Origin of the sequence: Rhodoplanes sp. Z2-YC6860 (genome assembly GCF_001579845.1) — a bacterium.
Lineage (GTDB): Bacteria > Pseudomonadota > Alphaproteobacteria > Rhizobiales > Xanthobacteraceae > Z2-YC6860.
Map to the genome: position 1 here is coordinate 5,890,654 of NZ_CP007440.1, position 13,845 is coordinate 5,904,498.

Consider the following 13,845-nt stretch of genomic DNA (forward strand, 5'->3'; position numbering starts at 1 on the left):
ATAGTCCTTTGTCTCGTCAGCCGGGGGATCCGCCTATCGGAGCGGGCCGTCCTGTTTCTGGCCAACCTTTGCGGGCACCCAGCGCTTCGCTTGGGTGAAAAAAGCGCCGAGAGAAAGGCCGCTGAAGGCCACAGCTGCGGCCCAGCTCACCACAAAGGTGCCACAGAATACGATCGCCGCCTTTGCGGCCGCGAAAAGGCCCAACCCCAGCACCGCATATTGCAGCCACACCACGAAAATGTAGTGGTTGAGATACATGTCGTAGGCGTTGGCCGACAGGCTATCCAGCACCCAGTGCTTGCGTGTGGCGAAACGCAGGCAGATCGCCAGAAAAAAGAACGAACCCGCCGCGCAGGCGACAGCGAAGCCTATGTCGGACACAACGTGCACGATCAGCGGCGCCTGCTTCCCATCGAGCGTCAGCGACGTCGGGCCGGCCCACAGGAAGAAACCGGCGAAGGCCGCCACGGTCCACCAAGCCCAGCGATGCGCCAGAGCGCCGTCGACAGCCAGAAGCCCGCGCTCGAAGCCATTGGCGCCGACCGCGTAGCCGGCAAAGAAGTAGACCAGATAGTGCAGCGGCCGGCTGGTCTGGAAAGAAAACGGTCCGGTGTTGGTCCAGGCCCACGGCGTGTAGGCCAGAGCCAGCGGCACGTAAACCACGGCGGAGATGACGACCAGCCCGGCGAAGAACTTAAGCGGCTGCTCATGGGCCGCGGCGGCGAGCCGGCCGAGCCTGTCCGTCAGTTGCGGCATATAGTGGTGCAGCACGGCCGCGATCAGGTTCAGCGCCAGCAGCTGACACAGAAACCACTGCGGACCCAACGCCCAGAACGGCAACGCCCGCCAATGCTGCCAGAACGCCGCGACGCTCGGATCAGCCGCCGTGACCGCATAGGCCGGGTAATAGGCCACGGGAATGACCAGGGCGACGACAATGGCCAGCGGCAGACCGATCCGCAGCAGGCGATCGGAAAGAAAGCTTCGTGCCCCCTTGCGCTTCAGGCTCATGGGGACAAACACGCCCGACAGGAAAAACATCAGCGACATCAAACTGACGTCCTGCCAGGCGCAGAACAGGTCGAAGCCGAACCAACGGGAAGTATCGATGATGGGGGTGGCCTGCCAGCGGTAGGGGGCCGTGTCGAAGGCAAACGGCTCGGGCGGCAGTGAAGCCAGATAAGCCAGCACCGAGTGGAAGGCCAGCACGATGACGATGACGATGCCCCGCAGATTGCTGAGCGCGATGCTGGACCGTGACATTCGTCGGTGGACCTTCTCCCGGCCGGCAACGGAACCGGCCCCTCAACGTAGTCGCTCTGCAGGCTCATCCCGTTCAGGCTGAGCGCGATTCGCCCCATCCATAACACACTGGAAAGGAATGCGTTCCTGCAATGTGCTTGGAATCGCCCTCCCCGGCGACCTCGTCACGTTGGGCAAAGCCCAACGATTAGCCGCTGTACTTTCGTCAAACGGCCATATTATCGGAGTGAATCGGGTTAAAATCGATTGCAAGGTGGTGGTGTGCGTACGAAGGAATTGTATCTGCAGATGAATGGAAGGACGGCGGCCATGACGACAAAACTTGCGACCCTGGCCTTGGCAACCGCAGCAGCGCTTGGCGCTGCAACAATTCCGGCCCGGGCCTTGGACCCGAGCGCCGCTGGACTCTGGGAAAAGAGCGAGAACGGCCGGCCGGTCATCTGGGTGCTGGTGGTTGAGCGCCCGAACAACATGTACGAGGGCGCCATCGCCAAGATGTTTCCCAGACCGGAAGATCGCGATCCCCCGTTCTGCGACAAATGCACGGACGACCGGAAGAACGCGCCCGTGCTCGGCCTTTCGTTCATCCGTGACATGAAACGCAACGGACTGGGCTACGACGACGGCAACATCCTCGATCCACGCGACGGCAGCGTCTACCACGCCAAGATGACGCTGAGCCGCGACGGCCAGCAGCTCACGGTCCGTGGCTATCTCGGCATTCCGATGTTCGGCATGGACGAGGTGTGGCATCGCCTGCCTGACACCACCATTGCCCAGCTCGATCCAACCGTGACGGCGAAGTATCTGCCAGACGCGGCACGCGGCAGCTCCGCAGCGCAGCCGGCGAACGCGATGAAGCCGACAAACGCGCCGAAACCGACGACGAACGCCGTGAGGTCGCGCCAGCCGCAGCCCAACACGGCGCAGCGCTGAACGCCAACTTCGTCGAACGCTTGATTCGACCTGCTCAATAGGACCCTCTTAGTAGGACTTGGGCAGGCCGAGCGCTTTTTCGGCGATGAAGCTCAGGATCAGATGTGGCGTGATCGGCGCGATCCGCACGATCAGCGACTCCCGCAAGTAGCGCTCGACGTGGAATTCCTTGGCGTAGCCCATGCCGCCATGGCTCATCAGCGCCGTCTCGCAGGCCTTGAACACGGCTTCACCGGAAAGATACTTCGCGGCGTTGGCCTCGACGCCGCAGGGCTCGCCTTTGTCGTAGAGCGAGGCGGCCTTGAACACCATCAGGTTTGCCGCCTCGAGCTCCATCCAGCGTGCGGCCAATGGATGCTGGATCGCCTGGTTCTCGCCGATCGGCCGGTCGAACACGATGCGGTCCTTGGCATAGGCCGCAGCCTTGCGCAGCGCGGCCCGGCCGAGCCCGATGCCTTCGGCGGCGATGAGAATGCGCTCCGGATTCATGCCGTGCAGGATCAACTCGAAGCCCCTGCCCTCCTCGCCGATGCGGTCGGCGACCGGCACCGGAAGCCCGTCGATGAACAGCTCGTTGGAGTCGACGGCGCTGCGTCCCATCTTCGGGATTTCGCGGACGTCGACGTAGCGCCGGTCCAGGTCTGTGTAGAACAGGCTCAAGCCTTCGGTGCGGCGCGCCACCCGTTCGAGCTGCGTGGTGCGAGCGAGAATGAGCATCTTGCTCGCGACCTGAGCGGTTGAGATCCAGATCTTCTGGCCTGACAAGATGTAGCGGTCGCCGTCGCGGGTGGCCTTGGTCTTCAGCTTCAGCGTGTCGAGGCCGACATTGGGCTCGGTCACCGCAAAGCAGGCCTTGTCCTTGCCGGCGATCAGCGGCGGCAGCATGCGCTGCTTCTGCTCGTCGGTGCCGAACACCACCACCGGATTGAGGCCGAAGATGTTCATGTGCAGCGCGGACGCGCCGGACATGCCGGCGCCGGACTCGGCGATGGTCTGCATCATCAGCGCAGCTTCAGTGACGCCGAGCCCCGCGCCGCTGTGCTCCTGCGGCATCGCGATGCCGAGCCAGCCGGCCTCGGCGAAGGCACGATGGAAATCGTCGGGAAAACCGCCATCGCGATCCCTGGCGAGCCAGTAGTCATCGCCGAAACGCTCGCAAATCCTTGCGACCGCGTCGCGGATGGTCTGCTGCTCGGCCGACAGCGAAAAATCCATTGGGTGGCAGACTCCCTGCTATTGCTCGACCTTGATATTCGCCGACTTGATCAGTTCGGCCCATTTCCGCGTATCGGCCTGCATCGTCGCAAGCATCTCCGCCGGCGTGCCGCCGACCGCCTGGAGCCCCTGCACTGCCATCCGCTCGCTGAAACGCGGATCGTGGACGGCCTTGCTCACCTCCGCCGACAGCCGCTCGATGACCGGCTGCGGCGTCTTCGCCGGCGCCAGCAGCCCGAACCAGCCAGCCATCTCGAAGCCCGGCACGCCGGACTCGCTCACTGTCGGCACGTCGGGCATCGACGGCACGCGCTGCGGCGAGGCGACTGCCAACACCCGCAGCTTGCCTTCTGCCGACATGGCTTTTGCCGACGGAGGTCCCGTGAACATCAGATCGACCACGCCGGCGACCACATCGGTAATCGCTGCTGCGGTGCCGCGGTACGGGACATGATTGATCTGCACCCCGGTTTTGAATTTGAACAGCTCCATGCCCATGTGCATCGCGCTGCCAATGCCGATGCCCGCGTAGTTGAGCTTGTTCGGATGCGCCTTGGCATAGGCAATCAGCTCGCGGACATTGGTCACCTCGACCTTGGGGTTGGCGACCAGAACCGTGTTGAGCTTGACGACCACGCTGATCGGTATGAAGTCGCGAAACGGATCGTAGTTGAGGTTTCTGTAAAGGCTCGGGTTGACGACGAGATTGCTGTCGACCGCCAGCATCAGCGTGTAGCCGTCAGGAGCAGCACGGGCGACCGCTGCGCCCGCAAGACTGCCGTTCACTCCCGGCATGTTCTCGACGATCACCGGCTGGTTCATCTGCTCGGCAAGACGTTCGCCCAAGACGCGCGCGATCAGATCGACCGCACCGCCCGCGGGCTGCGGCAGGACGAGCTTGATGGTTCGGGATGGATAACCCTGCGCACACACCGGGCGGAGCCCAATCGTCATGCAAGCAAGCATCAGCGCCGCAAATCCAATCCGGATCACGCTGCTCCTCCTTGATTTCCGTGGCCGCCAGGTTGATCCCGCGAGCGTGCTTTTCAAGCATCATACAGCTACGACAGAAAAATCTAGCGCTCGGCAAAGCCATGGTGATTGAATGGCGCCCCGCGGAGGATGAGGGGCCCATGGTTGCGATGCCAAGCGAAGCCAACTGGCAGGTGACGTTCCCAGGCAATCTGCGCTGGAGCAACGCCACGCAGATCGTCAAAGGCATGGTGGCCTATGGCGCGGCCGCGATGGCCGAGATCGACCAGATCACGCGACGGCTGAAGGCTCGCAGCAGCGAGCTCGAGCTCGACAAGGTCTGGATGGAGGAATGGTCGCGTGAGGCCGATCGCGTGGCCAAGATCGGCGACGAGGCCGATGCGGCCGGCAACACGATCACGGCCGGCAACCAGTACATGCGGGCCGGCAACTACTATTACAGCGCCGAGCGCTTCATGCCGCCGGGCGAGGACAAGCTCGCGATCTATGCCAAGGCGCTACGCTGCTACCAGGGCGCCATGGCGCGGCTGCACCCCGACATCGAGCGCGTCGAGGTGCCGTACGAAGGAACGAGCCTGCCGGCCTGGTTCGTCAAAGGCCGCGGCCTCGGTAAGCGGCCGACCGTGGTGCTGTTCGACGGCATGGACAATGCCAAGGAGATGAGCGTCATCTTCGCGGGCCTCGATTTCGCCAAGCGCGGCATCAACACGCTTGCGATCGACGGGCCTGGCCAGTCGGAGCCGCTGCGGCTCCGCAACATCCCGTCACGGCACGACTACGAGGCCGCGGGCATTCCGGCTTACAACTATGTGGCGTCACGGCCCGAGGTCGATCCCAAGCGGGTCGCCGTGATGGGCTACAGCTTCGGCGGCTATCACGCGCCGCGCATCTGCGCCTTCGACAAGCGTTACGCCGCCTGCGTCTGCTTCGGTGCGATGCATTGGAACGTCTACGACTTCGTCAAAGGCCATGCGCCGACCGATCCGCGGCAGACATCAGGCTCGACGTTCCAGTTTCGCTGGGTGGTCGGGGCGCCGGACAATGCCACCGGGCTGGAATGGGCGAAGAAGTTCACGCTCGAGGGCGTGGCCGACAAGGTCACCTGCCCGATCCTGATCCTGCACGGCGAGAACGATCGCGTGGTGCCGATCGAGCATGCGCACAAGCTCTACGAGAGTGTCGGCTCCCAGAATAAAACGCTGCGCATCTTCACCGAGGCCGAGGGCGGCGCCGAGCACTGCCAGGTCGACAACCGCCAGCTCGGCGTCGACTTCATCGGGGACTGGCTTCTGAAAAACATGTAAGCTGCCCGCCGCTGTCATTCCGGACGCCGCCATAAGCGCGTTTACGCGCGTCTTCGACACGCTATGGCGGCGATCCGGAATCCAGTTGCAAAGTCGGTGCTTGCTTCTGGATTCCGGGTTCGCGCCTGCGGCGCGCCCCGGAATGACAGCGGAGAGAGAATTGAAAAAAGCCGAGCCGCCAAGCGGCCGTGACTGGGAGGATGGAATGCCGAGACTGCTTCGCTGGGCTGCCGCTGTGGTGGCCGCATGGGCTTTGATCTCCACCGCGTCCGCGCAGAGCAATTACCCCGACAAGCCGATCCACTTCATCGTGGCCTTTGTGCCCGGTGGCGCGACCGACACCTTCGCACGTCAAATTTCCGTCGATCTGCAGGAGGCGCTCGGCCAGCCGGTGGTGATCGAGAACAAACCCGGCGCTGGCGGTTATATCGCCTGGACCCACGTCGCCTCGTCCGATCCGGACGGCTACACGCTGCTGTTGGCCGAGAATGCGGTGGCGATCAGCCAGGCGCTCTACAAGAAAACCAAGTCGAATTTCGATCCGGTGACGCAGCTCGACGCCATCGCAGGTCTTGCCGCCTCGCCGTCGGCGCTGCTCGTTGCCAACAACATTCCGGTCAAGACCGTCGCAGAACTCATCGCCTACTCGAAAACCCAGCCGAAGAAGATGGACTTCGCCTCGGCCGGCGTCGGCAGCGTGTCGCATCTGAATTTCGAAGTGTTCATGGACAAGACCGGCCTGCAGGCCGTGCACGTCCCGTATAAAGGCGGCGGCCAGGCCATCGGCGACGTGCTCGCGGGCCATGTGCCGATGACCATCACCTCGGTGCAGGCGAGCAAGAGCCTGGTCGAGAGCGGCAAGGTCAAGGCGCTGGCGGTGACGAGCCCGACGCGCTCGGCTGCGATGCCCAATGTGCCGACCATGCAGGAGGCCGGCGTGGCCAAGGCCGACGTCGAGCTGCGCTTCTGGTTTGCGGTGTTCGGTCCGAAGGGCATGCCCGATGCAGTCAAGGCGAAGCTCTATCAGGCGCTCGCCAAGGTCATGAACAACCCTGCCACGCACGAGCGGCTCGCCAAGCTCGACATCACGCCGGACTTGATCGACGGCCCGGCCATGCATGCGAAGCTCGAGAGCGAGATCAAGAACTGGACGCGCTTCATCGACGCCAAGGGCATCAAGGCCGAATAATCCGCAACGGCGAAGTGCCGCATCGATGACGGCGGCACCGCCTATCGACGGATGCCGCCGGTCATGGTCGAATGAACAGCCTGCTTAGAAGCGATGTTGAGGGGAAAGCGCTCATGACACACGTCATCCGATGGTGCTTGGCGTTATGTGTCTTGTTGATTTCGCCAGCGATCGCACCCGCACAAAGCACCTATCCCGACCGTCCGATCCGCTTCGTGGTCGCGTTTCCGCCGGGTGGCGCGACCGACACCTTCTTCCGCCAGATCTCGAATGAGCTCGCCCAGGCACTGGGCGCGGCGATCGTCATCGAGAACAAAGGCGGTGCCGGCGGCTATGTCGGTTGGCAGTACGTGGCGAGCTCGCCGCCAGACGGCTACACGTTCCTGGTTGCCGAGAATGCGCTCGGCATCAACCCGGCGCTCTACAAGAAGCATCCGTCCGGCTTCGATCCGTTGCGCGACTACGACGCGGTCGTCGCCATGGGCAGCACACCGCTGGTGTTCACCATCGCAAATAACGTCCCCGCCAACACATTCCCTGAGTTTGTCGCCTGGTCGAAAACCCAGCCGCAGAAATTCGATTATGGCAGCGCCGGCAACGGCAGCGTGGCGCATCTGGTGATGGAGGTCATTCTCGACGGCGCCGGCATGCAGGCTGTGCACGTTCCCTATCGCGGCGGCGGTCCGGCCGCAGCGGCGATCGCAGGTGCGCAGGTCGCAGCCGTTGCATCCTCTCTGCCGGTTGCCAAGGGTCAGATGGAAGGCAAGCTCGTCAAGGGGTTGGCGGTGACGAGCGACAAGCGCGCGCCTTCGCTGCCGGACACGCCGACGCTACGCGGCGACCTCGGTGTCAAGATGGCCGATGTGGCGTTGGAGTTCTGGTGGGGCATCTTCGCGCCGAAAGGCACGCCCGAACCGATCCGTGCCAAGGTCGAGCAGGCCGTCAAAGCCACCATGGAGAACCCGGCTGTGCGGGAGCGGCTCATGAAGGTCGACACCGATCCTTCGTTTGCGCCGGGCTCAGCGCTCAAGGTCAAGCTCGAAAACGAGATCAAGAACTGGTCGAAGTTCATCGACGCAAAAGGTATCAAGGTCGAGCAGTGAGGCGGATGGGAATGGAGCGGACGTGAGCGACAAACTCGATTTCGTCGTCAATGGCCGTGCCGTTTCCGTGACCTGTGACGGCACGGTGCCATTGCTCACCGTGCTGCGCGACGAACTCGGCTTGCGCGGCACCAAGTTCGGCTGTGGCACCGAGCAGTGCGGCGCCTGCATGGTGCTGATCGACGGCAAGCCGGAATTCTCCTGCTCACGCGAAGCCGCGACTGTGACCGGGCGATCCGTCACCACGGTGGAAGGACTTTCCAACGGCGGCGCGCTTCACGCCCTGCAGCAGGCTTTTCTCGACGAGCAGGCCGGGCAATGCGGCTATTGCCTGTCGGGAATTTTGATCTCGGCTTCGGCGCTTCTTGCCAGGAACAGCAAGCCGAGCCGTGCCGAGATCGTTATGGCGCTCGATCCGCATCTCTGTCGCTGCGGCATCCACAACCGCGTCGTCCGCGCGGTGCAGAAGGCCGGCGACCTGATGGCGGCCGGGGCGCAGCCATGATCTCCAACGCGCTGCCGCTGAGCCTCACCGACAATCCGATCCTGTCGCAATGGATCGCGTTCAAGGAAAACGGCCGCGTGCGGGTGGGTTCCGGCAAGGTCGAGATCGGCCAGGGCATCCTGACGGCGCTGACGCAGATCGCCGCCGAGGAATTGGATGTGCGGCCGGACCAGATCCATCTCGTTTCCGGCGAAACCGACATCAGCCCGGCGGAAGGTTTTACGTCCGGCAGCTATTCGGTCGCGGTGGGCGGCGCGTCGATCCGCCTGGTCTGCGCCGAGGTGCGTTCGCTGTTCATCGAGCGGCTGGCAGAGACGCTGCGCTGTTCGCCTGGTGAATTGACCATCGAAGACGGAAAATTCCTGCGCGCCGGCCGAGACACCGGCCGCGACTATTGGTCACTCGCGGGCGAGATCACGCTCGACCGCCGCGCCACCGGCACTGCGCCGGTCAAAAAGCCGTCGAGCTACAGGATCGTCGGCAAGCATCTTCCGCGGCTCGATCTGCCGGCGAAGATCGCTGGCACCGGCTTCATCCAGGATTTGGCGCCGGAGAACGTGCTGCACGCCCGCGTCCTGCGCCAGCCATGGCGCGGCGCACGTCTTGCCGAACTCGACGAGAATGCCGTGCGAAGGGCCGCCAAGGCGCCGATCGACATCCTGCGCGAAGGCGACTTCGTGGCGTTTATCTCCGACAGCGAGATTGCGGTGATGCGCGCGACCGAGGCCGCCCGTCCGCTGGCACGGTGGGACGCTGGGACGCCGCCCCCGGCCGATGTCGGCACTCGTGACTGGCTGAAGGCGCAGAAATCCAAGGACAAGGTGACCGACGCCGGCCATCGCGATGCGGTGCCGGGCGGCCGCGTGATCGAGGCCGAGTATTCCCGCCCTTTCCTCACCTACGCCTCCGTCGGACCGTGCTGCGCACTGGCAGAATGGAAGGACAACGCCCTCAAAGTCTGGTCGCATTGTCAGGGCCCGGCGGTGCTGCGCGACTGGCTCGCCAAGGCGCTCGGTCTTCCCGCAGCAAAGGTCACTGTTCTGCATCGCCAGGGCTCGGGCGCCTACGGCCACAACACGGCTGACGACGCGGCCTTCGACGCCGCCTTCATCGCCATGCGCCATCCCGGCCGCATGGTGCGGGTGCAATGGCCACGCGAGGACGATTTTGCCGCCTCCCCGATCAGCCCCGCGATGGCCATCAAGCTTCGCGCCGTGCTCGGCAACGAGAACAAGCCGGTCGATTGGAGCATCGAGCTGTGGAGCCCGCCGCACGCCCAACGACCGGGCATGAACGGCAATTCCAACCTGCTCGGCGCCGAAGCCTTGCCCAATGCGCCAACGCTCAATCCGATCGGCGATGTGCCCGACGAGCGCGGCGGCGGCGCCACACGCAATGCCATCCCGATCTACGACCTGCCGCGGCACCGCATGATCCATCACATGCTGCCCGAGGTGCCGATGCGCACCTCGTCGCTGCGCGGGCTCGGCGCCTGGGTCAATGTGTTCGCGATCGAATCTTTCATGGATGAGCTTGCAGAAGGTGTCGGTGAAGACCCGGTCACCTATCGGCTCTCTCTCCTCTCCGATCCGCGCGCCCGTCGCGTCGTCGAGACGGCAGCTCGAATGAGTGGTTGGTTCGAACAGCAGTCCCTCTCCGAAGGCCGCGCCAGAGGTTTCGGTTTCGCGCGCTACAAGAACATCGCGTCATTTGCCGCTGTCGTGGTCGAACTCGACGTCCAGGAGGACATCAAGCTCCGGCGCATCTGGTGCGCGGCCGACGCCGGCCTCGTGATCGCGCCGGACGGCGCGCGGAACCAGCTCGAAGGCGGCATCATCCAGGGCGCGAGCTTCGTGATGCGCGAGCAGGTCAAATACGAGGACGGCCGCGTCGCGACCCGCACCTGGGAGGACTATCCGATCCTGCGTTTCTCCGACATTCCAGAGATCGACATCGAGCTGATCGACAACCCGAACGAGCCGACGCTCGGCCTGGGCGAAGCCTCGGTCGGCCCGACTGGAGCTGCGATCGGCAACGCGCTCGCCCGCGCGCTCGGCAAGCGGGTCCGCGATTTGCCGCTGACGCGGGAGCGCATCATGGCTACGCTATTGGCTGACTGACCAACGACAAGAAAAACGCAATCAAGGGAGGATGTGATGACGGCTCTGCCTCGAGGCATACGTTTGGCCGCGGTCCTGCTCGCGGGCTTCTTCACGGCGGCGCTGCCGCAGGCGAAAGCGCAGGAACTTGAGACCGGCAAGACCATCCGGCTGATCGTCGGCCTGTCGGCTGGCGGCGGCACGGACGTCACCGCGCGCCTGATCGCCCAGCAGATGTCGCAGAACATGGGCACGCCCGTGGTGGTGGAGAACAAGGCCGGCGGCAATTTCATTCCCGCCGCCAAGGAGGTTCTCGCCTCGCCGGCCGACGGCCATACGCTTTATTTCATTTCGTCGAGTTCTCTGATCACGCAAGCGCTGCATCCAGACTATCCGGTCGATCTGCTGAAGTTTGCCGCAGTCGCAGAGGTCTCGACCGGCCCGCTGATCCTGGTCGCGAAAAACAGTCTCGGCGTTAAATCAGTCAAGGAACTGATCGATCTGGCCAAGAAGAATCCAGGCAAGCTGCAATTCGGCGCAGGCGGCGGCATCGGCAGCTCGCTCGGCTTCGGCATCGCTCTGCTGCAGAACCTGGCAAACATCAACATCAGCATCGTGCCCTATCGGGGCGCCGGACCCGCGCTCAACGATCTGCTTGGCGGCCACATCGACGCCATGGTGGACGCCATGCCGGTGATGTCGATCCAGGCCAAAGAAGGCAAGGTGACGCCGCTCGCCGTGACCGGCACCAAACGCGCGGCCACGCTGCCCAACGTACCCACCATGCAGGAGCTCGGCTTTCCGACATTCGTGATTACCGGCTGGTACGGCATCCTGGCGCCGCCCGGCACGCCGCAGTCGATCGTGCAAAAGCTCAGCGAGGAAGCTGCGAAGGCGGTGAAGCCGGCGGATGTGGTCAAGACGCTGGGGACGCAGGGGATGGAGCCGCGCGGCACCAAGCCCGAGGAGTTCGCGAAATACATGGCCTCGGAGCTCGCGTTCTATTCAAAAATCGTCAAGGACGCGAACCTCAAGCCGGAATAGATTGTCACCCAACCGCTATCAGATGGCCGGGGGTCTCCCGGCCATCCTTGTTTGAAAGGCAAAACTGGAATGTCCCGCGGCCCCTGGAACGACCACTTCCCCGACAACTTCCTCTGGTCCAACGCCACGCTGATCCTGAAGGGCATGGCGCCCTACGGCGTGGTCGCGCTCGAAGAAATGGACCGCTGCTGCGAGAAGCTCCGCGCGCGGCAGAGCGAGGCGGACCGCGGCAAGGCCTGGTTCGAGGAATGGCGCGCCATCGGCGATCTGATCGAGAAGCGCGGCGACGAGGCACTGGCGAAAAACCGCAAGATCACGGCGGGCGACTATTACCTCCGTGCCGGCATCTATCACTACAACGCCGAACGGTTCATCTCGCCGAGCCCGGAAAAGAAGGCGCAGTGCGCGCACGCCTACAAGGTCTGGCACCAGGGCATCCGGCTGCGTTATCCGGAGGTCGAGTTCATCGAGGTGCCTTACGAAGGCACGACGTTGCCGGCGCTGTTCATGCCGGGCAAAGGCAACGGCCCCAAGCCCACCGTCGTGGTGGTCAACGGCATGGACAATGCCAAGGAGATGAGCATCTTCTTCTGCGGGCTTGAGTTCGCGCGCCGCGGCTTCAACACGCTCTGCCTGGACGGTCCCGGCATGGGCGAGATGCGGCGCATGCGCGATATGCCGAGCCGCTACGACTACGAGGTGCCGGGCGCGGCCGCCTTCGACTATCTCGCAAAGCGGCCCGACGTGGACGCCAAGCGCATCGCCATCATGGGCTACAGCTTCGGCGGCTACTACTCGTCGCGCATCGCGGCCTTCGAGAAGCGCTACGCCGCCTGCATCGCGCTCTCGGCACTGCACTGGGACCTTGCCGCCTGGCAGACCAAGATCAAGGAAGCCAACAAGAACGCACCCAAGAGCGTGGCGCAGTCGAACTTCCAATGGCGCTGGGTCGCGGGCGCCGCCGACGAGGACGAAGGCATCGAGATCGCCAGGAAATTCTCGCTGAAGGACGCGGCGAAGCACATCACCTGCCCGTTCCTGGTGACACACGCCGGCAACGACCGCGTCGTGCCGGTCGAAAACGCGCAGAAGCTCTATGATGCGGTCGGCTCGTCCAACAAGACCATCAAGATCTTCACCACCGAGGAAGGCGGCGCCGAGCACGCCCATGTCGACAACCGCCAGATCGGCATCGACTTCGCCGCCGACTGGCTCGCCGAGAACATGAAATAACGGGACACAGCATGGCCAATCCGATCGTGATCCGTATGGGCGGCTACGGGCCGCCCACCACCGGCTTCAGTCAGGCGATGAAGCTCATCGGCGACAAGCTCGTCGCGCAGTTCGGCGACCGCATCGACGTGAAGTACGTCTGGAACATCATGGATTTCGGCTACAAGGCCGAGGAGATCCTGTGGCTGGTCGAAAGCGGCATCCTGACGCTCGGCTACCAGTCGTCGAGCTATCTCACCGACCGCGTGCCGGAGCTGAGCTTCGTCGACATGCCGTTCCTGTTCGAGAACAATGACCACGCGCGCGGCGCGATGGACGGCGCGCTCGGCAAGCGGCTCGTACAGGCGATCGAGAGCAAGGTGAACTTCCGCATCCTCGGCTGGTACGAGAACGGCTTCCGCCAGATCTCCAATCGGGTGCGCACCGTGCGCACGCCCTCCGATTTCAAGGCCATGACCATCCGCGTGCTGCCGAGCAAGATCCAGGCGCGCACGTTCGAACTTCTTGGCGCCAAGCCGATGATCATGGACCTCACCGACGCGATCCGGATGATCAAAGCGTCAGAGATCGACGCCCAAGAGAACCCGCTGACCAACACGGTCACCTACGGCGTTCACAAGTTCCATCGCTTTCACACCATCAGCAATCACTTCTACATCTCGCGGCCCATCTTCCTGCACCAGCCGACCTTCGACGCCTGGCCGGATGATCTGAAGGCCGCGATGCAGAAGGCGGTGAACGAGTCGGTCGCGTTCCAGCGCGGACTGCATGTGAAGGAGGAGCTGGACGCCGAGAATGCGATCAAGGCGGAAGGCTGCGAGATCGTCGAACTCGACGGCGCGCAGCACGATGCCTTCGCCAAGGCGGTGCAGCCGATCTACGCCGAGGCTCGGAAAGATCTCGGCAATGAGCTGTTCGACTTAGCTGGCACCAAATAATTTCCGACGGTCATGGCCGGGCT

12 protein-coding genes are annotated in these 13,845 nt (G+C 63.8%); 9 read left to right on the top strand and 3 right to left on the bottom strand.

Annotation, left to right across the window (positions count from 1 at the left end; translation table 11 throughout):
* Nucleotides 1-33 precede the first annotated feature (33 nt).
* On the bottom strand, nt 34-1,263 hold the full coding sequence (locus RHPLAN_RS27800; protein WP_068025100.1) for an acyltransferase family protein: 1,230 nt from the start codon (nt 1,261-1,263) through the stop codon (nt 34-36).
* Between the two features lie 309 nt (nt 1,264-1,572).
* On the opposite strand from RHPLAN_RS27800, the gene RHPLAN_RS27805 reads away from it, so the two are divergent.
* A complete protein-coding gene (locus RHPLAN_RS27805) occupies nt 1,573-2,199 on the top strand; it encodes a DUF2147 domain-containing protein (RefSeq protein WP_084246643.1) in 627 nt (208 codons plus the stop codon).
* Between the two features lie 48 nt (nt 2,200-2,247).
* Here the strand turns inward: RHPLAN_RS27805 and RHPLAN_RS27810 are convergent, their stop codons facing one another.
* Together RHPLAN_RS27810 and RHPLAN_RS27815 are read right to left on the bottom strand one after the other, a co-directional pair.
* Nucleotides 2,248-3,414 (bottom strand): acyl-CoA dehydrogenase family protein, encoded by a 1,167-nt coding sequence (locus RHPLAN_RS27810; protein ID WP_068025102.1) that lies wholly within the window; start codon nt 3,412-3,414, stop codon nt 2,248-2,250.
* 18 nt (nt 3,415-3,432) lie between these two features.
* A complete protein-coding gene (locus RHPLAN_RS27815) occupies nt 3,433-4,407 on the bottom strand; it encodes a Bug family tripartite tricarboxylate transporter substrate binding protein (protein WP_068025105.1) in 975 nt (324 codons plus the stop codon).
* A 140-nt stretch (nt 4,408-4,547) separates the two neighbouring features.
* Between RHPLAN_RS27815 and RHPLAN_RS27820 the strand changes: the two genes are divergently transcribed.
* From RHPLAN_RS27820 to RHPLAN_RS27855, 8 genes are all read left to right on the top strand, one after another.
* The gene (locus RHPLAN_RS27820) at nt 4,548-5,711 is read left to right on the top strand and encodes an alpha/beta hydrolase family protein (RefSeq protein ID WP_198164526.1); all 1,164 of its coding nucleotides are present in this window, start codon (nt 4,548-4,550) and stop codon (nt 5,709-5,711) included.
* A 205-nt stretch (nt 5,712-5,916) separates the two neighbouring features.
* Nucleotides 5,917-6,900, top strand: coding sequence for a Bug family tripartite tricarboxylate transporter substrate binding protein (locus RHPLAN_RS27825; RefSeq protein WP_068025111.1), 984 nt, complete (start codon nt 5,917-5,919; stop codon nt 6,898-6,900).
* 152 nt (nt 6,901-7,052) lie between these two features.
* Entirely contained in the window at nt 7,053-8,003 is a 951-nt protein-coding gene (locus RHPLAN_RS27830) for a Bug family tripartite tricarboxylate transporter substrate binding protein (RefSeq protein WP_068025114.1), read from the top strand.
* 22 nt (nt 8,004-8,025) lie between these two features.
* Complete coding sequence (locus RHPLAN_RS27835; protein WP_068025117.1) at nt 8,026-8,508, top strand: (2Fe-2S)-binding protein; 483 nt, start codon at nt 8,026-8,028, stop codon at nt 8,506-8,508.
* Nucleotides 8,505-10,628, top strand: coding sequence for a xanthine dehydrogenase family protein molybdopterin-binding subunit (locus tag RHPLAN_RS27840; protein WP_068025119.1), 2,124 nt, complete (start codon nt 8,505-8,507; stop codon nt 10,626-10,628). Before RHPLAN_RS27835 ends, RHPLAN_RS27840 begins: the two co-directional genes overlap by 4 nt.
* A 36-nt stretch (nt 10,629-10,664) precedes the next feature.
* Complete coding sequence (locus RHPLAN_RS27845) at nt 10,665-11,651, top strand: Bug family tripartite tricarboxylate transporter substrate binding protein (RefSeq protein ID WP_084245667.1); 987 nt, start codon at nt 10,665-10,667, stop codon at nt 11,649-11,651.
* A gap of 69 nt (nt 11,652-11,720) precedes the next feature.
* Nucleotides 11,721-12,884, top strand: a complete 1,164-nt coding sequence (locus RHPLAN_RS27850) for an alpha/beta hydrolase family protein (RefSeq protein WP_068025125.1) — start codon at nt 11,721-11,723, stop codon at nt 12,882-12,884.
* A gap of 11 nt (nt 12,885-12,895) precedes the next feature.
* Nucleotides 12,896-13,822, top strand: a complete 927-nt coding sequence (locus tag RHPLAN_RS27855) for a TRAP transporter substrate-binding protein (protein ID WP_068025128.1) — start codon at nt 12,896-12,898, stop codon at nt 13,820-13,822.
* The last annotated feature ends 23 nt before the right edge of the window (nt 13,823-13,845 follow it).

What these genes read in the sequence shown, in the direction of transcription:
- RHPLAN_RS27800 (WP_068025100.1), bottom strand. Translation starts at nt 1,263, where the DNA reads ATGTCACGGTCCAGCATCGCGCTCAGCAATCTGCGGGGCATCGTCATC.
- RHPLAN_RS27805 (WP_084246643.1), top strand. Translation starts at nt 1,573, where the DNA reads ATGACGACAAAACTTGCGACCCTGGCCTTGGCAACCGCAGCAGCGCTT.
- RHPLAN_RS27820 (WP_198164526.1), top strand. Translation starts at nt 4,548, where the DNA reads ATGGTTGCGATGCCAAGCGAAGCCAACTGGCAGGTGACGTTCCCAGGC.
- RHPLAN_RS27840 (WP_068025119.1), top strand. Translation starts at nt 8,505, where the DNA reads ATGATCTCCAACGCGCTGCCGCTGAGCCTCACCGACAATCCGATCCTG.
- RHPLAN_RS27810 (WP_068025102.1), bottom strand. Translation starts at nt 3,414, where the DNA reads ATGGATTTTTCGCTGTCGGCCGAGCAGCAGACCATCCGCGACGCGGTC.
- RHPLAN_RS27825 (WP_068025111.1), top strand. Translation starts at nt 5,917, where the DNA reads ATGCCGAGACTGCTTCGCTGGGCTGCCGCTGTGGTGGCCGCATGGGCT.
- RHPLAN_RS27855 (WP_068025128.1), top strand. Translation starts at nt 12,896, where the DNA reads ATGGCCAATCCGATCGTGATCCGTATGGGCGGCTACGGGCCGCCCACC.
- RHPLAN_RS27845 (WP_084245667.1), top strand. Translation starts at nt 10,665, where the DNA reads ATGACGGCTCTGCCTCGAGGCATACGTTTGGCCGCGGTCCTGCTCGCG.
- RHPLAN_RS27850 (WP_068025125.1), top strand. Translation starts at nt 11,721, where the DNA reads ATGTCCCGCGGCCCCTGGAACGACCACTTCCCCGACAACTTCCTCTGG.